Source organism: Gimesia fumaroli, assembly GCF_007754425.1.
GTDB classification, from domain to species: domain Bacteria; phylum Planctomycetota; class Planctomycetia; order Planctomycetales; family Planctomycetaceae; genus Gimesia; species Gimesia fumaroli.
Map to the genome: position 1 here is coordinate 4,929,878 of NZ_CP037452.1, position 23,079 is coordinate 4,952,956.

Below are 23,079 nucleotides of genomic sequence, written 5' to 3' on the forward strand. Positions count from 1 at the left end.
CATTCAAATTATGGAGACTCCAGATCGCTTTATAGTTGATTCCTGCTGGAAAATGTTGGATAACAGTAGGTTGAGAAAATTCTCTTTTGTTCGCTGAAACTCATTCTTACCATTCAACTTGATTGCTGATTCATAAAGGAAGCGCACCTGTGATTCGAAACACCCAAACTCTGATGACGCTGTTGCTGTCCGCGTGTCTGACTCTGACAGTCGCGGCTGCGGAAAAATCCGACGATTCGTTAAACAAACTTTCAACCGCGGAAAAGAAAAGCGGCTGGAGACTGCTATTCGACGGTAAAACAACCGACGGTTGGCGGAATTATCAGAAAGACAGCGTCAGTGACGGCTGGACGATCAAAGACGGCGTCCTTTCCCGTTCCGCCAAAGGGGCCGGTGATATCATTACCGACGATGAGTTCGAGTTCTTCGAAATCTCGCTCGAGTATCGGATCTCCAAAGCAGGCAACAGCGGCCTGATGTTCCACGTCACCGAGGAAGAAAAAACTCCGTGGCGCACCGGACCTGAAATCCAGATTCAGGACAATGTCGATGGCCAAGACCCGCAGAAAGCAGGCTGGCTCTACCAGCTTTACAAACCGGCGACTCCCAAATGGATGATCGAAGCCGAGAAAGCCGGCAAGAAAGTCACCCCGGCTGTCGTCGATGCTACGCGTCCCGCAGGTAAGTGGAATCATCTGTTTCTCAGAGTCGGCCCCGATCGATCTGAAGTCATCATGAACGGCGTGAAATATTATCGTTTCAATAAAGGGAGTGCCGACTGGGACAAACGGGTTGCTGCCAGCAAGTTTTCCAAGTTCCCAAAATTCGGAAAAGCGACCAAAGGGCACATCTGCCTGCAGGACCATAACGATCTGGTCTCTTTCCGAAACATTAAGATCAGAGAAATCCCCGCGGACAACTCGGTCAAAGATCCCAGCGATGGCAAGCTCTCTCTCAAAGCCGTGCCCGCATTCCCGGATTTGAAATGGGAAGGCTGGGAAGCCGTCGATGAAAACACGGGGAAAGTGGTTCCCCTGCGTCCGATGATCATCACACATGCCAACGATGGCAGCGGACGTATCTTTGTCGCCACCCAGCGCGGCATGATTCACATCATCGATAAGAATTCACCAAAGAAAACAAAACTGTTTCTCGATATCCGCGATCAAGTAGCGCCCTGGAAAAAGAACAACGAAGAAGGTCTGTTAGGTTTCGCCTTTCATCCCGACTTTAAAGAGAACGGCCAGTTTTTCGTTTACTATTCTGCTGAAGGAAGCCCGCGAAAATCGCACGTCTCCCGTTTTCAGGTTTCGGCCGACGATCCCAACAAAGCAGACCCCAAAAGTGAGACTGTTGTGATGGCCATCGATCAGCCTTATGGCAACCATAACGGCGGTTCGATTGCATTCGGTCCCGACGGCTATCTCTATATCGGCCTCGGCGACGGTGGTTCCGGCAACGATCCTTTGGGCAACGGGCAGAACCTGGAAACCCTGCTTGGTTCCATCTTACGCATTGATGTCGATCATACATCTAATGGCAAGAACTACGCGATTCCCGCGGACAACCCGTTCGTGAATCGAGCCAAAGCGCAGCCGGAAATCTATGCTTACGGCCTGCGAAATGTCTGGCGGCTGGGCTTCGATCCCAAAACCGGCACCTTGTACGCCGGTGAAGTCGGCCAGGATCTCTGGGAAGAAATTAACATCATCAAAAAGGGCGGCAACTACGGCTGGAGCGTTCGTGAAGGCACACGCAACTTTGGCAATCGCCCTGAGACCGCGAAAGAAACCCCCATCGATCCGATCTGGGAATATGATCATGGCGTCGGTCGTTCCATTACCGGCGGTGTTGTCTATCGAGGTAAACGGCTGCCTGAACTGGAAGGCATGTACGTCTACGCTGATTTCGTCTCGGGCAAAATCTGGGCGCTCAAATACGACGAAGAGTCCGGCAAGGTCGTTCGCAATCTGCAAATCAGCGCAGGCGGCATCCCCGTGATGTCCTTTGGTACCGACGAAGACGGCGAACTGTATTACACCGTCCAAACTGTCAAAGGCGGCGAAGGCATTTTTCGGTTCGAGAAAGAGTAGTCGTTATGGATTGGTTTTTGGAACTTTCCTGACCGCCGTTTTCAACAATAGAGAACAGGAAACAGAAAGCCGATAACCAATCGGAATTAAACTACCACGAAGGACACGAAAAGATTTGAAGTGGGTGGCACTCTTGGCTTGCCCAACAGTGTTGGTTCAATTCCAGAAAAGCACATTCAATAATTGTTGTGGTAGGGTCAAATCCATGTATCCGCCCGCCTAATGAGATTCAAAATGAATTCAAGTATTCAAAGGAAACATTAAACCCACTCATACAGTGCTGCAAAATGACGCCGATACCGCGGGTAGACACATGGGTCTACCCCTACTTTTTCTGTGGGCCACCTAATAGAATGGATTCGAATGATATTGTTTTCAGGACACCAGCCATGATTCAAAACCATCGCTTTGACAATCGCATCGTTCGAGGCATCACCATCGCCTTGACCGTTATTGCGATTACTCTGATCTACTTCGCGACACTGTTCCGAAAGGATGCTTATTTGATTCTTGGTATCACGTTCGCTCTCTACGGCATTTTAAGGTTGGCGAAGAGGCTGCTCTCTGGTGTTTCCGTCGACAAGCTGGATCGAATCACCTTTTATGCCTTTATTCTACTGTCGTTGCCCCCCCTGTCCTATGGCATCTGGCAAGCACTCATTCATACGAATATCATTGGTCGATAAGCATAAATTTTCAGGAACTAAAAATAATGTACCGCCTCGCTCTGCTTCTTTTTGCATTCTGTCTTACTTCTCAAAGTTTCGCCGCGAATCGTCCCAATGTGTTGTTCATTGCCGTTGACGATCTGCGACCCGAACTGGCCTGTTACGGCAAGCAGCACATTCATTCGCCGCACATCGACAAGCTGGCGGAGAGCGGCACTTTGTTTGAGCGGGCGTTCTGTATGGTGCCGACCTGTGGGGCGTCTCGGGCCAGTCTGATGACCAGTATTCGTCCCGCTCGTAAACGCTTTGTCAATTTTCTGACCTGGGCCGAAAAAGACGCGCCCGGCATCACAACCATGAACACGCATTTTAAACAAAACGGCTATGAAACCGTTTCACTGGGAAAGATCTTTCATCATACCAGGGATAGCGCGCAGGGCTGGTCGGAACCGGCGTGGCGGCCGAAGGGCGTTTCCTGGTACCAGCGCCCAGAAAATCAGAAAGTACATGCCCAACAGCAAAAAGAGGGAAAAAAACAGGGCAAAAAATGGAAGGGTCCTGCCTGGGAATCGGCGGACGTGCCCGATAACGCCTACGCGGACGGCGTGCTCGCTGAAAAAGCAATCAGCACCCTGCAGCAGTTGAAAAAACAGGACGAGCCCTTCTTTCTAGCGGTCGGTTTTTTCAAGCCCCATCTCCCTTTTATTGCGCCACAGAAATACTGGGACCTGTATGATCACGACAAGATTCAACTGCCCGACAATTACAAGGTCCCCCAGAACGCACCGAAAGAATCGATCCACAATTCCGGCGAATTGCGGTCTTACGCTGACATACCACGTAAAGGACCTGTCTCTGAAGAAACCGCCCGCAATCTGATTCACGGCTACTATGCCTGCGTCAGTTATACTGACGCCCAGATTGGTAAGTTACTCGCCGAACTGGATCGTCTGAAGCTGAGCGAGAATACGATTGTCGTTCTCTGGGGCGATCACGGCTGGAACCTCGGAGATCACACCCTCTGGTGCAAACACAGCTGCTACGAAAGTTCCCTGCACATCCCACTCATCGTTCGGGCGCCAGGCATCAAAGGAGGCGGACGCAGGTCAGCGCTGATTGAGACGATTGACCTCTATCCCTCTCTCTGTAATCTGACCGGAATTCCCCAGCCTGAACACCTCGCGGGACAGAGCTTTGTCGGATTGATGCGCGATCCCGATACTCAATGGAAGCAGGCCGCGGTCAGCCGTTTCCGCAACGGCGACACCATCCGCACCGATACACTTCGTTATACCGAATACACCTATCCCAAAGGAAAACTGATTTCAAAGATGCTGTACGATCACAAAATGGACCCCGCCGAAAACACAAATGTAGTGGAAGCACGAACCGACGAAAGCCGTGTTCTGTCACAGAAGCTAAACAAAATCAAAGGCCGCGACCGGAAACCAGGGAAACAGTGATGGGATTGAAAGAGGTGTCTGGAGCAGCACAACGGATCGGGCACCTTAGATTCAAGTCACGATCGTGTTGGCTTGCCAACAGTGCAGGCGGAACTGGAATATTTCTACCACGAAAGCACACGAAAAGAATATCAGTAGGAGCAGGATGTCGCAGATCATGCGACCGATTTCAGAGTAACATCACCCATCGAGACGTAGGGGCAGATCCATGTGTCTGCCCGCCTGGTGAGTTTGGTTCTGGGATTAGTTATTTGAGGGAACCAGATTATCCTCTCACAAGTAATACCACACAAATGATGTTGAAAAGCGGAGAGACACTTTAGGCACACCATGTGTTTTCTGATGATCGAGTAGACTCACTAATGACAGTTGGCAAGCCATCAGTAGAACCCGTCGAAAACGAAATAACTCAGAAAAATCGGCAGCGGACTGCATGAATCGCAGCCGGCTGCCTGTTCTATTTTCAACGGATCAGTATCGCTGAAGCCGGGACGCCTTAAATGTGTCCCAGCAATACCAGGATCAGGACGATAACTAAAATCAGGCCGATCCCGCCACTCGGTCCGTAGCCCCAGTTACGACTGTGACCCCAGTTCGGTAACGCCCCGAGCAGAAACAAAATCAGGATGATCAGTAAAATGGTACCCAGCATAACAAAACTCCTTCGATGTATTCTTCTTTGACGCTGTATTGACTTCACTGCAACGAAACAGCGATGAGCGTTGGTCTCTTATCTGGGTAAGAGAATGCAGTTTGCGTGCCAGCGACTCTCATCGTGAGGGAGCATTTTAGTGACTGGCTGGATTCGCTCTGTTTTAAATGGCTTTATTTCTTTTTTGCGAACTCAATTTTTGTATGAGACACATGTCGGTGCGCACCGAAACCAAGTCCGTTCGAGCGGTCAGCCGTCAGAGTGGGTGGCAAGCAGTCTTTGCACCAGTATGCGTGAACCACGGGGACACAAAAAACGGGAAACAGAAATGATCTGTTTCCCGCATCTGGACCAATTGGTTCCAGACTGATTGATTATAAGCATTTCAGGAATGCCACCAGCGCCGCTTTTTCCTGTTCCGTCAGGTTGGTCTGCAGAACCAGGTTATAGAACTCAACGGAATCGGCGAGTGTCAGTAGTCGACCGTCGTGGTGATACGGAGGAGAGTCCTTAATCCCACGTAACGTAAAGGTCTTAATCGGACCATCGGCAATGTTGTACTGTCCCGCGATCATTTCCGGCGAGTAAAACCGTTCCAGATGCAGGTCGTGCATTTTGTTGTCCAGATAAAAGGGTGCCGGATGACATTCGGCACAACGACCTTTCCCAAAGAAGACTTTCTGGCCTTCCAGCTCCAACTCGGTCGCTTTTTCGGGGATCAGTTTCCCGAAGACGTCCAGTTTTGGGGCGGGTGGGAAATCAAACATATTCTGCATTTGCGCCATCATGGAGACGGCATCACTACGGTTGGGAAGGTGCACTCCCTTCTTGGCGGCGATCACATGGTCGCCATCGAAATAAGCCGTTCTCTGCTCGAATTCAGAAAAATCTTCGACACTCCGCAAAGAGCGTTTCGAGCCGTGAATCTGCTGATTGAACATCCCCCGCAGACTGACGGTATCTAACCGAAACCGCGCTGCCTGAGGACGTGTATCAGGATTCAAGTGATAGGCGGCATTCGTGTGGCCATTCACATGACAGTCGAGACAACTGACTCCCAGACTGGCTTCTTTTACTTTTCGGTCTCCAGTCTGGTTGAATTGCTGCTGGGGGAACGGCGTCAGCAACAGCCGCATCCCTTCCATCTGAACCGGAGTCAGTTTTCCTTTGAGTAAGCGATAATAATTCTTGATTGACAGAACCTGTCCCTGAGAAACATCACCCAGATCGGGACGGCTGGAGAGAAAGATCGGCGGCGGAAACTCAGGAGTCAGGTGATCGGGTAAATCGAAGTCGACGTCAAAACGAGACAGATCACGTTTTTCCAGTTTCTGGATTGCATCGATCTGTTTCTTTGGGAAAACCTGTCCTCCCACGGGGTGTTTGGTGTGAGGCAGAGGACGGAAGCCGTAGGGAAAGGAATTTGTCTCTTTAACTCTCTCGGGTGCGGCAGCCGACAGCTGCTCCCACGTGACTCCCTCGGGGAGCTTGACACGAACGCCCTCCTGAACCGCTTTTCGGCCGGCAGACATCTTCAAATCCGAAGGTTGATCGCTCAAGTCATAGCGTTGCTCGAACAGACTCTGCTGTTTCTCCATCACTTCCGGTTTTTGTGCGACATCACTCTGCATGACTTCGTCAAAAGGTTTGTCACTCACCACCGGCATATAAGACTGATCGGGAAGCTCGGATTGCGTTTTGTCTGGTTCCTGTGATTTCAGTACGGTGATCAGTGATACGCTCAGCACACCGGTCAGCAGACTGAGCCTGATCATTCTTTTGATCTGCTTTTGTCTCATTGCTTTGTTCCTTATTCATGTCGGTTCATCAGATTTTGATACCACGTCCATGGCTCAATTCTCGAACGGCACGATGAAACGATCGCTTTCAGAGCCCGCTAAACTGAAAGTGCATTCCGGGTCGGTCGAGTGATAACCATAGTCAGGAACAGAAACAGCATATATCATGCCAATGCCTGACAAAAACGATGCCGTGAATTTATGATAAACCAAATGACAGCCCGATTTGATGCAAGAGATTTCTGCTGAATAAGGCTGTCTTTTTTCTGTGCAGGAAAAGGAATTGATCGATGCGGTTGATTTCCGATCAGAGTGGCGCATGAGAAGCCAGCACGAACTGTATGTGGTATTTGAAGCACTACGAGTCAAGATGATGGACTCGGCTTCTTCATTCACATTTTGTGCAGATGAAAAACTTGCTTAGTGGAAAATCAGGGAGATTTCTTGAGATCAAGAAACTTTTTCAGCTGCAGATCGTAGCCGGTCTTATTCAGGGGAGGACCGACGACAATTCTCAATGTGACTTTCTCGAGGTAGGCCCGATTCGCGAGAAAACCGCAGACAACCGTTCCCGATTTTGTGCGTCTGGCTTGCAGCGGTGCATATCCCACCAGGAATTCTTTACCATCCCCGATTTCCAGACTGACGTGATCGAATTGTTTTATCTCACCTGCGGGTTTGAATTCCAATGTCACCCAGACCTGTTCCGCTCCGTTTGCCTTGGCCCGGACTTCGATTCCCAATTCTTTTGCCAGTTTCTGTGAGACGGGTTTGATTCCCATTATGGCATAGCCGGTGCTTGTAGCTGTGATGCACAGCAGAGACATGACTGCAAAACTCAGGAGCGTGCTTCTTCTATGGGAACGCATGTGTTTCTCCTATGGGAATCAGGATTTTGAACCGCTTCAGACCGAGCAGACTAGGGAGCCGGCTGTTTCTGATCAGCACTGATGGTAAGCAGCGTCTTTAAGAGGTCCTTGTCGATTGACTCTATTAAAAATTTCACAGAACCGTCGCACAAACCGACATGATACCCCCCTGTATGGAAACCGCCAAACTCAGGTACTTTTTTCCCGTCAAACGGAATGTCTGCCGGCTTCGTCCAGGGAATATCTCGTTTCGCTTCGAGAACGGCAATGGTATTTGTTGTGCCGCCCAGGATCTCGCTGAGTTTGATGCCCGTTTTATTACCAAATACAGTTCCTGGACCTGTCACCACAAAGTATGACGCATTTGTGGACTTTTCTGAATTCGGATTGTTGAATGCAGAAACGACGGTCTCTGCAATTTTGCGATTATGCGGGCTGTCCCACGGCTCATTCATACGATACTGATCGTACAGCTCCTGCTGATCGAGATAAGGTAGCAGTTCGACCCGCCAGCTGTGAGGCGTTTTTCCATCCGGGCCCATTACGACTGCCGGGGGAAAATGCTTATGTGTGAAATGATAATTGTGTAATGCCAGCATGATTCGTTTGATATTATTCTTCGATACCGAACGGCGTGCCGCTTCGCGTGCGTGTAAGATGCCGGGCAGAATGGCCGCAACCATATTGGTACAGGTTTCACTGTTCAACGATGTCGATAATTTCACCAGATCTTCATTTTGAGTAACTCGAGTGGAACCCAGAATCTGTTCTACAAGTTTCATTTGAGATTTCTGAGCCGGTTGAAGGGGGCGGTTTGTCTGTTTGCTCGCTGCATTCATCTGCTGCAGCATATTCTGCCCCAGACCGAGCAGACCTTGTAATGCCTGTTTGATTTCGGGACTGTTTTTCTCTTGGGAAAAGGCCAGATCCAGGGAGAGTTTCTGTTGTAATGTGATACCTAAAGCGACAATCTCGGAATGATCCCATACCGGCGAGATTAGAGGCCAAATAGGGATTTTAACAGAGAGTGCCTGAACCATACCTCCCATAAGCAATCGTGCTTTTTGCATGTTGACCGCGCCGGCAATGGAAGCCGTTTCGACCGGCTGCAGTCGCTTAGTCCAGGTATGGTTGTTTTGATCCTGCATACTGTCAATTACCTTTTTCAGAGCACTGGCTTTATCTGAGATAATGCAGGACTTTTCATCCAGGAATAACAATGCGTCTCCATCGGGTGACGTGTTTGTCAGGAATGTTTTTCCCTTGTAACGGGATTCTATGAGATTGGTTTTAGTGAATTTTTTCCGTACCAGCTTTTGGTCTAATTTTTGTGTTGAATTTAACACGGAAACAAAGTCGACCGGCTTCTGTCCAACCTTGCCAGATTCCGCCAGAAGATACATAATTGTAATCGTCTCCAGTTTGGTCGGATCCACTCCCAGAAAATTATAGTCAGAATATTTCTGTTGTTCCTGTTTGATCAATTGTAGAACTGGCGCCATTGCTTTTTCCCCCAGCAGTTGTGCAGGGCGGACCGCCAGGACTCCCAGTGCATCTTCAGGGACCAAATCCATGCGAAACGGTTTCAGTTTGGTTGTTGCCGCTTCCGGCTTTGAGTCTCGCGATGTCTTTCCCTGGGCTTGCAAATCTTGAGAACCGGCAGCAAGCAGACTGCTTGCGATGACTACTGTTATGAGTAGAGAATTCAGAACAGACAAGCGGAAACAATTTCGAAAGGGGGGCAGTACAGTTAACATCAGGGTCTCCCAGGGTTCATTCCAACAATTTGCCATCTTGGTCGGATGTGCACTTAAGGGAGTATAGTAGCGCCAGGAAGGGATAGAAACTATGAAATGCAAAAATGTTGACCGGTGAAACAGATTCTTTGCCTGTCAGATTTGCTTAGAATAAATCAGGTCTTTTGAATCTGTGTGATTTGAATCGATATACTCGCCCGTTAACTGACTGTTTTTTGTGGCATCATTTCGTCAGACAGATCAACCAGATTCCCGATCCAGCCAGCGCTGTTGGGGAGTTCCAGATCTTCAAGAGCAGTTGGGTTGACGCTCCAGAGTCCGGCGACTTCCATCACATGCGTTTCATCGGGATAACACAGATCCTCTCGTTCCCAATACGAATCTGAATCTGCGTCTGGTGAATCAGGATCAAAGTATTCGTAACCGAGTTCTTCTTCTTCCTCTGTATCTGCTCCCCGGTTAGCAAGTATCTCGTCACTTTCGCCAAGATACGCGAATGCGCGGATTTCAGAACCATTGATATAGCGTGACCAGGCATGATATTCCACGACGCGATGTGTCCCGAAATATTGCACTTCGCCGAATTCTTGCGAGAGTATGGTCAGGAGCGGTGTCAGGCCATCCGGTTCGGGTTCCTTGCCAAGTTCCGGCAGATGGTAGGAAACGACCAGTACCCAGCCATTGATGGGAGGAGAAATGAAAGTGTGGCCGTTGTAGGCGGCAATGACTCCCGTATTCCAGTTTGCGGGTTGGACGTTCTCGATGTGAAGCGTATCCAGGACGGTTTTTGCATCAGGCGTTTTGATGGCAAGCCAGGAGATCTTATAGCCAAAGCCAACGGGAGAATCGGGAGTGGAATCGATTTTGTCGAACAGAGTTTCAAGTGGCTTGGGGGCGAGGGGATCGTTGAGTATACGAGGTGACAAGTCACTGCGATTTGACCAGAGGGTTACAGCGACGATGAGAATCAAGAGAATAAAGGTGATGAGATACAGCATGGTAATAAGACCTGAAACGCGTGAAATGAGCCCCGTTTCTGTTTGAACGATTGGCGACCAGTTATAACTCGTTCGCCTCTGCAACGAAGGTCTTAATAATCTTTCCGTCTTCCCTGATACTCACTTCGGTACCCGGCGGGAACTTGAGAGAGGTAAATTCATTCGGGGGAATTGGGGGATCGAGTTGAACACTGTTAAAGTCGTATTTGACATGCTGTATGCGTTTCTGCCGGCCTTCATGTTTGATTAAGTATGAGCTAAATCTGTTCGAGTGTGCCTTGAGGGGAAACCAGACGCCGGGACGTACTTCCTGCCATTCATCGATGATCGCCTCCGCAAAGGGGATCTCGTTCGAGTTGCTGCAGAGATAGAATAAATCCTTCACCGGAATCAGGTTTCGATCATGGGCCAACCAGAGTTCCCTGCGACTTCGGGGAGTTCCACCGGGATTGACGATCTCAATCATCAGCTTTGTGCACTCGAGTCCCTGGCACTGTTCCGTGCCCAGAATCTGTGCTTTGAATACCGTGCCTGCACGCAGATTGGGTGGCGGTGCCCCCCGGAACTCTCCGATCGCCTTGATGCCTTTGAGATAAGTCGAGAGCGGAACATGGGCCCCTCCATAGCGGAGCACAAACATGTGCGGTCGGGCAAGATTCGGGAGACGAAACTGCTCGTTTGAAATTCCGCCGATGCTTGACTTCTGTGGCTGGTTCCCCTGCCTTTCAGCGACGACATCTCCCTCCCCAAAATGACGACTGGTCGTTCCATCAGAAACAAGAATCATCTCTCTGGTTCCCACCTCCGTATAATTGGCATTGCTAATATTCCGCCTCACTTCTCCCGAGCCGAAACCAGACACCAGCACAATGAAACGTCCCTTCGACTGAACTTCTTCTCGGAATTTCAACCCCTGCGTGATGAGATCAGACTGCGACTCACTTTGAATCGGTTTCGGTTTGGGCTCATCACTGTGGAACCGAATCCCTTCCTCACTTCTGCTGGTCGTCAGATTGAGTTTGAGAGTGTGATAGAGTGCTTCGTTTCGCTCAATTTCTCGGATCAGACTCTGTAATTCTTCGCTGAGCACCGTTTTTTGTGGTTCGCCTCGTGCGGAGAGCAGCATCAATACAACTGCCATCGGGATTGAGAGTACAAAAATCGAAACTGCGAGACGAGTCATCATGATTTTCTGGATCAGCATTTTTACTCTCCAGTTCTGTGGGGGCACATGGCAGACAGATTGTGCATTTCAAGGAAGCGAAGCACGTCTCCATCATGGCCGGTTCCATTTATGCTACCTTCATGAAAGCACCACGAACAGGGAATTTTTCGTGTCTTTCGCGAATTTCATGGTAGTAAATAATAAATCAGGTAATGCCACTTAAAGTGAGAGGCGGATCCATACATCCCCCCGTCTGGTGAAGGAGATCATGTCTGACTTTGAATGGGACCAGTCAGGACGTTCAACTGAGTGTGAGTGAACTTGATCGATAGCACGGTTGGTGTGTGCGTTGTACTTTATTCTGGAAAGTACGTTTTCTGACTACTGATTATAACTCGTTCGCCTCTGCATCGATGGTCTTGATTATTTTTCCGTCTTTCACAACAGTCACCTTCGTTCCTGACGGGAATTTGAGAGTGGTAAATACATCAGGAGGAAATTGGGGATCGAGGTGGACGCTGTTGATGTTATATTTGACCTGCCACGAAAGTTTCTGCTGCCCTTTACGTCTCACTGTGAAGGAATCAAAACGTTTGTAATGTGCCTGGCGCGGAAACCAGACACCGGGACGAACTTCCTGCCATTTATCGACAATCGCTTCCGAGATAGGCATCTCTTTCGAGTCGCGGTAAGTATACCCCAAACTTCGTACGGGAATCAGATTCCGGTCGCGTGCCAGCCAAAGTTCGCGCCGAGTTCGGGGCGTCCCCTTGGGGTCGATGATCTCGAGTATGATTCTGGTGCATTCCAGCCCCTGGAACTCTTCTGTACCGAGAATCTGTACATTCAGTGTTGCATCTTTTCGCAAGTAGTAACGACCGGGAAAGGAGTGGATTGCCTTAATGCTTTTGAGATAAGTCGAGAGCGGAACTTGCGGCCCTCCATTTTCCATCAAAAACATATGCGGCCGGGCGAGATTAGGCAGGTGCATCGGCTTGTCGGAGATTCCACCTTGAATTGATGTCTCTCGCTGTTGTCCTTTCTTTTCAGCGACAACATCTTCCTTCCAGAAATAACGACTCGTCTTTCCGTCAGACACAGTAATCCGTTCTTTGGTTCCTGATTGCGTATAATTGGCATTGGCAGGATCCTGCTTCAGACCGCCCAAGGCTCTTTGGACAATCACGATGAATCGCCCTTTTGACTGTTCTTCCTGGCGGAAATTTAATCCCTGAACATCGAGTGCGATCTGCGTCTCAGCAATGATCGGCTTCGGCGCGTCGGGAATGAAAAAGGTGTCTTGCTCATTCTTGGTGCTGGTCAGATTGAGCTTGAGAGCGTGATAAGTCGCCTCGTATTTCTCGACTTCGCGAATCAGTTTCTGCAGTTTTTCACTTTGAGCCGTTCCGTTCTCTTCACACTGCGCAGACAGCGGCATGAAGACGGCGGTCAGGAGTGAGACAATGCAAATCGAAGCGGCATGCCGAATCAACTTAATTTTCTGGATCAACATCTTCACACTCCAGTCAAATGGTGACGCATGATGAACGGTATTGTGTATTACATGGAAACGAAGCACGTCTCCATTATGGTCCATTTCATTGATGCTACCTTCATAAAAGTACCACAAACAGGGGAGTTTTCGTGTTCTTTAGTAGAAATAAACAAAACAGGTGATGACTCTCAGAGGTAGGGGCGGATCCATGTGTCCGCCCGCCTGACGAGGTTCGAACGGAATTCACTCTTGGGATGGAACCAGATTCTCCGTTCAAGCGGTACCTCTCTAATCACGTTGCCCCCACGGGGAGACACATGGGTCTCCCCCTACTTTTTCAGTTGATCGAAACGTTTTTCATAGACTGTTGGCAAGTCAACAGTGCCACTCAACTAAGTAGAACGGCGCTTTGTTCAAATGGCTTTTCATTTTTCCTTGTTGTAAATCACAGGCATTTGCCCTTTCCATTGATTCCATGTTTTCTCATTCGTCACCAGTTCCGCCATGAAGTGGGCGACGTTGATACGACTGGTCTGGCCGGGGTTAAAAATGGCACTGCGGGTTGGCGAGGAATGCAGCGTGTATTCGGTTACTTCATTCTCGTTCTGCAACGAATCCGGTCGTAATGCGGCCCACTCAATTGCCTGATGGTTCTGGCCGATTTGCGTACGTAAATAATCGGCGGCCTTCTCATTATCAGAAAGCGGCGGCACGAGCAGTCGTAATAATCCGATGACACACTGTTGTGCAAACGAAATCGGTTCATTTAGATCGTGGTTGCTGTTGCCTGCGGTATTCATGAGGACAAACTTGACTGGATTCTCTGCATGCGTGGTTTGAATCGCTTCGCACAGACGACGCACCGTATCGGTCACCAACAGACGCGGCTTGCCAAACACGCCCTTAAACGACATCTGGTGTCCTAAACAGGAAGCGACTGCATCACAGCCGGTGACATGCTGCTGCATTTCTTCGTCGGTCAGATCATACACACCGGCCTGGATTTCGGAAAACCCTTCATGACCAGTGATGAATTCATTAAACGTGCCGGGCGTACGAACAATGGCTTTGACCTGTTCACCACGCTGTAGTAACTGCTCCACAAGCAGACGACCGGTAGCACCGGTAGCGCCTACGACAAGGGTGGTCATACTGTTTCTTTCTTAGGAATTTGATTGCATTCACTTTTTCAGCGAGGCAGGGTTACTTTTTCGCATCCTGTGCGGGAATGAAATTCAGTTTCGCCAGCCATTCCATTGACTGCTTCTGCCAGGCATCCCACATTGGGCCTTTATAGCCATTCAAGCCGTGCCCTCCCGAGGGGAGTTCCAGCAACTGGGACGGGATCCTTTTCGCCTGTAATGCGCGATACAGGGCGCGACTGTTTTCAATGGGTACGGGTTTGTCATTGACGGCATGCGCCAGATAAATCGGCGGCGTTTTTGCGGTAACCTGTTTTTCGTTGGAGAACAATTCGATCAGTTCCGGCGAAGGATCTGCTCCCAGCAAATTCTTTTTCGAGCCGCCATGAGTCGTTGTACCCATGCTGACTACGGGGTAAACCAGGATCGCAAAGTCGGGGCGGCTGCTCTGGCGTTTGACGGGATCGGCTGCCTGGGGATCGCCGGCGTCAAAATGTGTTGCCGCCGTTGATGCGAGATGCCCCCCCGCAGAAAAGCCCATGATGCCGATTTTATGGGGATCGATGTTCCACTGCTTCGCATTCGCGCGGACCATGCGGATGGCCTGTTGGGCATCCATCAGAGGCACGAACGAACGCCCGTCTGGCATCCGATATTCCAGTACGACTCCGGTAATCCCGTGTTGATTCAGCCATTGGGCAATGCGGTGCCCTTCACCGCCGGTCACCAGTCGCTGATAACCGCCGCCCGGACAGATAACGATCGCGGCGCCGTTGCCTTTTTCAGGCTGATGTACTGTGATCTTTACATCAGTCTTCTCGAACTGATCGTTGCCCGTCGGGGCTTTCCCGTTCCAGAGTGAAACGACTTTGGGGGGAAGGCTGGTCTTCTTAGCAGTCTCCGTTTTTTCCTGTGGCGGTACGAGCAGTGTTGATAATACCTGTGCGTAAACGCGATGGCCGAAATCGTTCGGGTGGTTGACGCCGTTTCCGGTCAGATCCCAGTCTTGTTTTTGTTTGAGAAACTCGGTCCAGATTGATGTCATATCTGCCAGTACGACTCCCGGTCGACACAGTTCTGCCAGCGCATCGCGGTATTGAGGGAACAACTCATGTTTGAGCCGAATCCAGTCCTTATTACCCAGCATCGGTGCCAAAAGAATGAATTCGGTTTGAGGCCGTTTCTTGCGAATCTGTTCCATCAGAGCTTTCGTATTGGCTTGATATTCTTTTGCAGAACGGCCCGCCGAATCGTTCATGCCAAAGGCGATGATCACCAGATCGGGATTGGACTCCACGACCTTGTCGACTTGCGTCAGTGCCCAGCGTGTATCTTTGCCGCCGACTGAAGGATTTACCATTTCAACTCTGTTTTGATAGCGGTTCTGCAGATGTTCTTTTAACAGATCGGGAAACGCGGGTTGATAGGGGGCGCCACCAGCCCAGCCCGAAGCGTTACAGCCAGTAGAAATACTGTCTCCCAGCAGCACGATTGAAACGGTATCGTGTTTGCGCAGTTTTTGAATCGTGCGCGGCAAGGCTTTTTCATCGAACGTTGGTACGATCGCCTGCCAGTCAACAGGCTTGTGCTTGTAGGTAATACAGGTCTGCATGTTGTGATATTCGAGTTTACCGCCGAAAAAGATTTCGCCGTTCCCATCGCGGTGTGTCAGTTTGTGGCGTTGTGAATTATCAGGACGACGCAGGTCAGCAAGTGTATAAGAAACGATTCGAGAATCCTTCGGGAGAGTGATCTCACGAGTTCCCGGTTTCCACTGATAATCCCGGCCTTCGTCATAGGAAATGTCCCCCGCGGAATTACGAACGCTGAGCACGCCTTCGATCGGAAACAGGACCGACGCGCTCGCAATTCCAGTCTGGGGATCTCGAATAAACAGCACCGATTCCCCTTCGATGGTCTCTCCCTGCCAGAATGGCTGCATGAGTTCCGGTGTGTAATTCCACTCAGTTGGTTCACCCGCTGATGCAGTTCCTGACAGTATGGGAATGCTGGCAGTTAAGATTGCACCCAGCAGTAAAACGGTTTTCATGACAGGGGACATAAACCAAAATCGTTGTCGGTTACCGAGAAAAAATTGCCCGTTCACAAGAATCTCCGTTTGCGCTTTTAAAATAAGTGATCAGAGTTAGAATAGCTGAGGTTGTATTGTAACTGCTTTCGACTCGTTTGTCTGCTGAATTTCACTACGGCCTGACCAATCCTGTCATTAAATCAGGGAGACCAACCGATTCCGCTTCCGCCATTTCATTTCTGTCCCGGGATATTTGCGAAAGCATTCGGCGCTCGTCATTTCTGGTTCACTTCGTACGTGGCAGCGAATGTTTTGATCGATCTGGAAGTGTTGTATTACCTCAGCAGAAATGAGCCGCCACTCCATCGATATTTGCATACTTATGTTGGGGGGCTCGCAATGGGAGTGCTTGCTGGCCTTGTGATGTTCGGCACCGTTCAGATGATTCGTCGCTTGCTACCCGCTGATTCGCGCTGGAGAGAGCGTCTGGCAGAAACACCGAGACGTCTGTTGCTCAGCCAGTCATTATTGGCTGGCGTCATTGGCGGTGTATCACACATTTTGCTTGACAGCCTGATGCACGAGGAAATGAATCCTTTCTGGCCACTGGCTGAGGGGAACGCATTGGTGGGAATCATCAGCGTGCCTGCATTGCATATCACTCTGGCAGCGATCGGCTTCTTCGGGTTGATCTTCTGGCTGCTCCTGCGGGAGTAAGGAGCGAATTCTGTTTCGTTTTTTTACCACGAAAGACACGAAAACGAACTCACTCGGGGTGGCACCGTTGGCTTGTCCAACGGTGAGTAAGAAAACGCTCCGGTCAACTGAAAAAGCAGGGAGAGACCCATGTGTCTCCCCGTGGGATCGACGTAATGAGAGAGGTATCACTTGAATGGTAAATCTGGTTCCATCCCAAGAGTGAATTTCACATCGAACACCACCGGGCGTGCGGACACATGGGTCCGCACCCTGCTTTTCAGAATAGAAGACGGAATAAGAACGTTCGTTTTTATTACAACAAGAGTTAAGATCAGGATGATCTTTCTGTTTCCTGTTTGACTCGACGGTTCAACCGATTTACGATGCCAGAGACAGCACCGTCATATCGAAAGGTGCCGCTGCCTGATAAACACCAAATGAGGTAATCATGAAATTCTTCCACCGATCGCTTGTTGTTTTTGTCTTACTGGGACTGGTAATCGGTGTGAGCGCTGAGGAACCGAACCTTTCACCGCAGGCTTCCCATGAAAAAAAAGTAGACTACTCCCCTGCCATTGCGCGTTTGAAATCAGCCATTCGACATGAGGTCGAACAAAAGCAGTTGCCCGCATTCTCCATTTCGCTCGTCGATGGCGATAAAATGGTCTGGGCAGACGGATTTGGTTTTCAGGACAAGAACCGGCAAATCCATGCTACCGCAAATACGGTTTACCGTGTCGGTTCGGTTTCGAAACTCTTCACCGACATTGCCATCATGCAACTGGTCGAAACCGGCGACCTCAACCTGGACGCGAACGTACAATCCTGTCTCCCTGAGTTCAAACCGACCAACCCCTTTGGCGGCGAAATTTCGGTTCTGCAACTCATGACACACCGTTCGGGACTCGTTCGTGAATCACCGGTCGGCAACTACTTCGATCCAACGGAACCATCACTGGCAGAGACCGTCGCCAGCTTGAACGAAACCTCTCTTGTCTACCAGCCCGGCACCAAAACAAAATACTCAAACGCGGCGGTCGCCGTTGTCGGTGCGATCCTGGAAAAACAGCTGGATGTCTCCCACGCCAGTCAGGTGCATCAGAAGATTCTCGATCCGTTAAACATGGAACACAGTGGATTCACAGTAACGCCCGCCGTCAAAGATCATCTTGCGACCGGCTGGATGAGAACCAACGACGGACGACGCTTTGTCGCACCGACGTTTCTTCTGGGCACAGGTCCTGCCGGTAATCTGTACTCGAACGTCATCGATCTCGCAAAGTTCCTGACCTGTCTGTTCAATGAAGGACAATTCAAAAACGGTCAGATTCTGAAACGAGAGACCTTTCAGTCGATGCTCACACCTCAGAAAGACGCAGATGGCAAGCCGCAACGTTTTGGGATCGGGTTTCATATTCAGGACTTTGACGGTTTCACCAAAGTCGGTCACGGGGGTGCCGTCTACGGATTCTCGACACAACTGGAAGCACTGCCCGAACGCAAGCTGGGGGTTGCCGCCGTCGCGTCGCTGGATGGCACAAACGGCGTCGTCGGTCGGCTGGCTGATTATGCGTTACGTCTGATGCTGGCGACTCAGGACGGCAAGACGCTTCCCGAGTATCGCATGACCGGTTCGGTTCCCACAGAACGCGCAAAAGAACTGGTCGGGCTGTACCGCAACAAAGAGGAAAACAAACTGGCCCGTATCACTGAACTCAACGGCAACTTATTTTTACATCGCGGCACTTTTCGCTATGATCTCCGCTCCTCCGCTGATGACGGCACCATTTTGACCGACGACGCCATCGGCTTTGGTACCGAAGTCAAGCTGGAAGGCAAAGACGTCCTTCAGGTTGGCTCGATGAATTTTCAGCGCGCCATAGACACACCACCGCCGCCAATTCCGGCCGACTGGAAAGGCCTGATCGGCGAATACGGCTGGGATCATAATACGCTGTATATTCTGGAAAATGAAGGTCGGTTGTACGCATTGATCGAATGGTTTTATTACTACCCACTGAAGCAAATCGACCGCAATACATTTGAGTTTCCCGATTACGGCCTGTATCACGGTGAAGGTCTGAAATTCACACGCGGCAGTGATGACACCGCCACCGCAGTTGTCGCCGCCGAGGTAAAGTTTGACCGCCGCGAAGTCGGCACCAAAGATGGCGAGACGTTTCGCATCACGCCTGTCAAACCGGTCGATGATCTCCGCGCTGCAGCACTCGCCGCGTCTCCCCCGCCTGAGCCGGGCCAATATCGGAAGCCGGAACTGGTGGACCTGACAACGCTGGACCCGACAATCAAACTCGATATCCGTTACGCGTCCGAGAATAATTTCACCGGCGCCGTCTTCTACAAACAGGCGCGTGCGTTCATGCAGCGCCCTGCAGCCGAAGCGGTCGTCCGTGCGAACGCCCGTCTCAAAGAGCGTGGTCTCGGTCTGTTAATCCACGATGCCTATCGCCCCTGGCATGTGACCAAAATGTTCTGGGACGCGACGCCGGGTGAGTTCAAAGACTTCGTCGCCAACCCCGCCAACGGCTCACGACACAACCGCGGCTGCGCCGTCGATCTGACACTGTACGATCTTGAAACCGGCGAACCGATTCAGATGGTCGCCGGCTACGACGAATTCTCCCCCCGCTCCTTTCCACTCTACCCCGGCGGCACCTCCCGCCAGCGCTGGTACCGCCAGCTACTGCGGCAAACGATGGAATCCGCAGGCTTCACCGTCTTCCAATACGAATGGTGGCACTTCGATTTCAAAGACTGGAAACAATACCGCATCGGCAACCAGACCTTTGAAGAGATCGATCAAGCACGCTGATTCTGATTTTTAATACCACGAAAGACACGAAAAAACACAAAATAGTTTCTTCGCATGTGTGACACCGTTGGCTTGCCAACAGTGAATAAGAAAACGTCCCGATCAACTGAAAAAGTAGGGGGAGACCCATGTGTCTCCCCGTGGGGTCAACGTGATTAGAGAGGTACCGCTTGAATGGTGAATCTGGTTCCATAGCTGGAGTGAATTCCGTTCGAACCTCATCAGGCGGGCTGACACATGGGGCCGCACCCTACTTATCTTTTCGCTGCTTTTCTGCTCCCCTGCTTTTACTTCAGTTGTGGGATTTTCATCTGTGGGATGTTGGAGGATATCGGGTAGGATCTGGATTGCGGGTTTGTATTTTGTTTCCCGTTCGGAAACGGCAGTTGGCAGCGTGCCGCTTATTTTATTGGGGGGGGGTTACTGAATGATGTATGGGATAGTTACTGATATGTTTCTTCTGTTGGTTTTGGTTTCTGCTTTGTGTTGTTTTGATATTTGCTATCATCGCTCGAGGCGTGGGGACGTCAACAGGGAATTCGTTTTTTGTTCTGCAAACCACTTATGAAATACCTCTCATGTTCTATGATCTCCAGGGGATATCCCATGATAGCGTTTCGATGTCGTTTGATGCGAGGTGCTCAACTGGAACCAGTCAGAGCGACGCGGGAAAAATCGCTCTCAAACGAGGCAGTTTTATGGGGAGCAGATTCTCAGGGGTGCCGGTTTCCAGTGCATAAAGTGGTTTTGCTCGCGCGCGCGACGTTATCTCCGCATTCTCGTGAACGTCGCATTGCTGTCTAGATCGTTTTTTTCAGTTAATATTCTGTAAAGGAGCACGAATATCAACCTGTTTCGTCGATTACATACGCGTAAGAAGTCTGTGAAATTCTGGCAAATTCGTGACTAGCGAATCCGAGAGTGGGGATGTTCAGCCACGTCGGTTTGGTATAGAATGAGAGTCAGCGTTCCTTTTTCTGTTTTCACGATGGTGACTGACTGTGCTGCTACGCCTGTTTCTTTTATTCACGATCATTCCGCTCGCCGAGCTGTGGCTGCTGCTGTGGTTCAGTTCGCTGACCAGCCCGACCGTTACGTTCGGCCTGGTGGTGGTGACGGGGATTCTGGGTGCCTGGCTGGCGCGGAAACAGGGATCGCAGGCCTGGAAGAAAATTCAACAGCATATGGTGCAGGGACAGCCCCCCACCGGCGTGCTTCTGGATGGCTTGATGATTCTGATCGCCGGAGCGTTTCTGATTACTCCCGGGATCATGACCGACATGGTCGGTTTTGCCTTACTGATCCCCATGGTACGCGAGGTTTTAAAGCTTCGCGTGGGGGAATGGCTGAAACAGCGGGCGATGATGCAATTTCAATCTCACACCAGTTTTCGCTCCAGCGATGGAACCTATCAGGAGTTTCAACAGACGACTACGTCCACGCCCGAAGAAGAGATCATCGATGTGGAGTTCGTTCGTAAAGAATCTTCAGAAACAGATTGAAGCGGCTTTACAATTGCATCAGGGGTGCCGGCTCTTATAATCAGAATAGCGACGGAAATGTGCGTTGCTAATTAACTTCCTTTAGTTATTACCCTCTGATTCTGCGGCGCGTGGAGCCGTTAGATCAATTCCCGATAGCCTTCCCGCTCAGTTTTATTCAACTCAGGAATCCGTCATGGCTGCGATCAAAATCCGAAGTCTGTTCTCCGCGTTCTGCTTGTTTGCAGCGATGATTTTTACAGCGTCCTTCGCTACGGCAGACGAACCCTATTGGAATCAATTCCGCGGACCTCACGCCGATGGGTCCTCGAAAGCGACGGGACTTCCGGTGAAATGGAGCGAGAAAGAGAATATCGTCTGGAAAACCCCCGTTCATGGTCGGGCCTGGTCCTCGCCGGTGGTCTGGAAAGATCAGGTCTGGGTGACAACATCGACGAAAGACGGTAAAGAGCTGGGTGTGGTCTGTGTCGATTTCAACACCGGCAAGATTCTGATAGACAAGAAAATCTTCGACGTCGAGAAGCCTCAGTATATTGACCCGAGCAACTCGCACGCCTCCAGCACGCCGATCATTGAAGAGGGTCGGATCTATGTGCATTACGGTGCATATGGAACCGCCTGCCTGGATACGAAAACGGGAGACGTCCTCTGGAGCCGCCGCGATTATCCGTGCAATCACTGGCGGGGCGCGGGCTCGTCGCCCATCATTTATCAGAATCTATTGATCCTGCAGTTTGATGGCTACGACTATCAGTACGTCGTTGCGCTAGATAAGGCAACGGGCAAGGAAGTCTGGAAGAAAGATCGTAACATCGAATACGGAACCAAGAACGGCGATTTCAAGAAAGCGTTTGCGACGCCTCGCATTATCGAACATGACGGCCGCGTGCAGTTAATCAGCCCGGCGGCAAAAGCCACCGTTTCCTACAATCCGCTAACGGGGGATGAATACTGGAAGTTTTATTACCCACAACATTCGGCCGCGAATCGCCCCTTGTATGATGGTGAAAAGATCTACGTCGGCACCGGCTTTGGAAAAGCGCATCTGTATGCAGTATCTCCGGACGGCAAAGGGGACGTAACGAAAACACACGTGAAATGGATCGAACAGAAGGGAATCCCTTCGAAGCCTTCACAGCTGTTGATCGACGGTCTGCTGTTTATGGTAGATGATAAAGGCATCGCATCCTGCCTGGATTCAAAGACCGGTAAGCTGATCTGGAAAGAACGGATGGACCGCAGTTCGTTTTCTGCTTCGCCTATTTTTGCAGATGGCAAGATTTACGCCCCCGATCGGGAAGGTGTGACGCGGGTGTTTGTTCCCGGAAAAGAATACAAGGAACTGGCCGCTAATAAACTCGAGGAAGGCTGCGTTGCATCGCTGGCGATTGCAGGGAAATCGATCATTCTGCGAACCGAGCATTTCCTGTATCGGATCGAAGCCCCGTCACAGCAGAAGTAAGTGAGCCAAGTACAATTAACCGTCGGCGGTAGTGACGGCGAATTCGAGTCGCACGGCGGTTTCTTTACCAACAGTGATCTTGCCGGTAAAGAAGTAAGCGCCGCCCAGTTTTTCGGTGAGCGTCACATGGATGTCGAGGGTTTCTCCCGGCTTGACCATACGGCGAAACTTGGTGTTATTCAGGCGCGTGGCGACGGGGACTTTGCCGGCATCGGGGGCATCGGTCTTGGCGATGAAGACGGCAGCAGCCTGCATGGCAGCTTCACACAGAATCACGCCGGGTAATACCGGATGATCGGGATAATGTCCCTGAAACAGATCCAGATTGGGGGAGACGAATTTGCGGGCATGGATGCTGTTTTCTTCCAGCGCGACGATTTCATCGAGCCACAAAAAAGGTTCCCGGTGCGGAATACAGGCTTTGATCTCATCCAGATTCACGAGATTGAT

General features: G+C 50.5%; 17 protein-coding genes. 7 read left to right on the plus strand and 10 right to left on the minus strand.

The features are described 5' to 3' along the window. Positions 1-149 precede the first annotated feature (149 nt). The 3 genes from Enr17x_RS18660 to Enr17x_RS18670 all read left to right on the plus strand — a co-directional run bounded on the left by Enr17x_RS18660 (position 150) and on the right by Enr17x_RS18670 (position 4,224). Entirely contained in the window at positions 150-2,093 is a 1,944-nt protein-coding gene (locus Enr17x_RS18660) for a PQQ-dependent sugar dehydrogenase (RefSeq protein ID WP_232100769.1), read from the plus strand. 389 nt (positions 2,094-2,482) lie between these two features. Then, entirely contained in the window at positions 2,483-2,779 is a 297-nt protein-coding gene (locus Enr17x_RS18665; protein ID WP_145311239.1) for a hypothetical protein, read from the plus strand. Between the two features lie 26 nt (positions 2,780-2,805). Next, positions 2,806-4,224: a sulfatase gene (locus Enr17x_RS18670; protein WP_145311240.1), complete on the plus strand. Its 1,419-nt coding sequence runs from the start codon at positions 2,806-2,808 to the stop codon at positions 4,222-4,224. Positions 4,225-4,720: 496 nt separating this feature from the next. On the opposite strand, the gene Enr17x_RS18675 is transcribed toward Enr17x_RS18670, so the two are convergent. The 9 genes from Enr17x_RS18675 to Enr17x_RS30100 form a co-directional block, all read right to left on the minus strand. Then, positions 4,721-4,876 carry a DUF3309 family protein gene (locus Enr17x_RS18675; protein ID WP_145311241.1) on the minus strand — a complete coding sequence of 52 codons (156 nt, stop codon included), beginning with the start codon at positions 4,874-4,876 and terminating at the stop codon, positions 4,721-4,723. A 374-nt stretch (positions 4,877-5,250) separates the two neighbouring features. Next, complete coding sequence (locus Enr17x_RS18680) at positions 5,251-6,675, minus strand: cytochrome B6 (RefSeq protein ID WP_232100770.1); 1,425 nt, start codon at positions 6,673-6,675, stop codon at positions 5,251-5,253. 431 nt (positions 6,676-7,106) lie between these two features. Beyond that, positions 7,107-7,544, minus strand: a complete 438-nt coding sequence (locus Enr17x_RS18685; protein WP_145311242.1) for a hypothetical protein — start codon at positions 7,542-7,544, stop codon at positions 7,107-7,109. Positions 7,545-7,594: 50 nt separating this feature from the next. Then, positions 7,595-9,301, minus strand: coding sequence for a DUF1559 domain-containing protein (locus tag Enr17x_RS18690; RefSeq protein WP_198000668.1), 1,707 nt, complete (start codon positions 9,299-9,301; stop codon positions 7,595-7,597). 200 nt (positions 9,302-9,501) lie between these two features. Then, positions 9,502-10,299, minus strand: coding sequence for a hypothetical protein (locus Enr17x_RS18695; protein WP_145311244.1), 798 nt, complete (start codon positions 10,297-10,299; stop codon positions 9,502-9,504). Between the two features lie 61 nt (positions 10,300-10,360). Beyond that, on the minus strand, positions 10,361-11,503 hold the full coding sequence (locus tag Enr17x_RS18700; RefSeq protein ID WP_145311245.1) for a LolA-like protein: 1,143 nt from the start codon (positions 11,501-11,503) through the stop codon (positions 10,361-10,363). Positions 11,504-11,852: 349 nt separating this feature from the next. Next, positions 11,853-12,977, minus strand: coding sequence for a LolA-like protein (locus tag Enr17x_RS18705; RefSeq protein ID WP_145311246.1), 1,125 nt, complete (start codon positions 12,975-12,977; stop codon positions 11,853-11,855). Positions 12,978-13,384: 407 nt separating this feature from the next. Continuing rightward, positions 13,385-14,110 (minus strand): NAD(P)-dependent oxidoreductase, encoded by a 726-nt coding sequence (locus Enr17x_RS18710; RefSeq protein WP_145311247.1) that lies wholly within the window; start codon positions 14,108-14,110, stop codon positions 13,385-13,387. A 52-nt stretch (positions 14,111-14,162) separates the two neighbouring features. Then, positions 14,163-16,163 (minus strand): GDSL-type esterase/lipase family protein, encoded by a 2,001-nt coding sequence (locus tag Enr17x_RS30100; protein ID WP_232100771.1) that lies wholly within the window; start codon positions 16,161-16,163, stop codon positions 14,163-14,165. 219 nt (positions 16,164-16,382) lie between these two features. Here Enr17x_RS30100 and Enr17x_RS18720 point away from each other — a divergent pair, with 219 nt between their 5' ends. From Enr17x_RS18720 to Enr17x_RS18735, 4 genes are all read left to right on the plus strand, one after another. Continuing rightward, complete coding sequence (locus tag Enr17x_RS18720; RefSeq protein ID WP_261343521.1) at positions 16,383-16,850, plus strand: DUF4184 family protein; 468 nt, start codon at positions 16,383-16,385, stop codon at positions 16,848-16,850. 430 nt (positions 16,851-17,280) lie between these two features. Continuing rightward, positions 17,281-19,665 carry a serine hydrolase gene (locus Enr17x_RS18725; RefSeq protein ID WP_145311249.1) on the plus strand — a complete coding sequence of 795 codons (2,385 nt, stop codon included), beginning with the start codon at positions 17,281-17,283 and terminating at the stop codon, positions 19,663-19,665. 1,001 nt (positions 19,666-20,666) lie between these two features. Then, the gene (locus tag Enr17x_RS18730) at positions 20,667-21,167 is read left to right on the plus strand and encodes an FxsA family protein (protein WP_198000670.1); all 501 of its coding nucleotides are present in this window, start codon (positions 20,667-20,669) and stop codon (positions 21,165-21,167) included. Positions 21,168-21,342: 175 nt separating this feature from the next. Beyond that, the gene (locus Enr17x_RS18735) at positions 21,343-22,629 is read left to right on the plus strand and encodes an outer membrane protein assembly factor BamB family protein (RefSeq protein WP_145311251.1); all 1,287 of its coding nucleotides are present in this window, start codon (positions 21,343-21,345) and stop codon (positions 22,627-22,629) included. Positions 22,630-22,644: 15 nt separating this feature from the next. Here the strand turns inward: Enr17x_RS18735 and Enr17x_RS18740 are convergent, their stop codons facing one another. After that, positions 22,645-23,070, minus strand: a complete 426-nt coding sequence (locus tag Enr17x_RS18740) for a 3-hydroxyacyl-ACP dehydratase FabZ family protein (RefSeq protein WP_145311252.1) — start codon at positions 23,068-23,070, stop codon at positions 22,645-22,647. Positions 23,071-23,079 lie beyond the last annotated feature (9 nt).

Coding starts and splice junctions, on each gene's coding strand:
- Enr17x_RS18665 (WP_145311239.1), top strand. CDS start 2,483: ATGATTCAAAACCATCGCTTTGACAATCGCATCGTTCGAGGCATCACC.
- Enr17x_RS18670 (WP_145311240.1), top strand. CDS start 2,806: ATGTACCGCCTCGCTCTGCTTCTTTTTGCATTCTGTCTTACTTCTCAA.
- Enr17x_RS18675 (WP_145311241.1), bottom strand. CDS start 4,876: ATGCTGGGTACCATTTTACTGATCATCCTGATTTTGTTTCTGCTCGGG.
- Enr17x_RS18680 (WP_232100770.1), bottom strand. CDS start 6,675: ATGAGACAAAAGCAGATCAAAAGAATGATCAGGCTCAGTCTGCTGACC.
- Enr17x_RS18685 (WP_145311242.1), bottom strand. CDS start 7,544: ATGCGTTCCCATAGAAGAAGCACGCTCCTGAGTTTTGCAGTCATGTCT.
- Enr17x_RS18690 (WP_198000668.1), bottom strand. CDS start 9,301: ATGTTAACTGTACTGCCCCCCTTTCGAAATTGTTTCCGCTTGTCTGTT.
- Enr17x_RS18695 (WP_145311244.1), bottom strand. CDS start 10,299: ATGCTGTATCTCATCACCTTTATTCTCTTGATTCTCATCGTCGCTGTA.
- Enr17x_RS18700 (WP_145311245.1), bottom strand. CDS start 11,503: ATGCTGATCCAGAAAATCATGATGACTCGTCTCGCAGTTTCGATTTTT.
- Enr17x_RS18705 (WP_145311246.1), bottom strand. CDS start 12,977: ATGTTGATCCAGAAAATTAAGTTGATTCGGCATGCCGCTTCGATTTGC.
- Enr17x_RS18710 (WP_145311247.1), bottom strand. CDS start 14,110: ATGACCACCCTTGTCGTAGGCGCTACCGGTGCTACCGGTCGTCTGCTT.
- Enr17x_RS30100 (WP_232100771.1), bottom strand. CDS start 16,163: ATGTCCCCTGTCATGAAAACCGTTTTACTGCTGGGTGCAATCTTAACT.
- Enr17x_RS18725 (WP_145311249.1), top strand. CDS start 17,281: ATGAAATTCTTCCACCGATCGCTTGTTGTTTTTGTCTTACTGGGACTG.
- Enr17x_RS18735 (WP_145311251.1), top strand. CDS start 21,343: ATGGCTGCGATCAAAATCCGAAGTCTGTTCTCCGCGTTCTGCTTGTTT.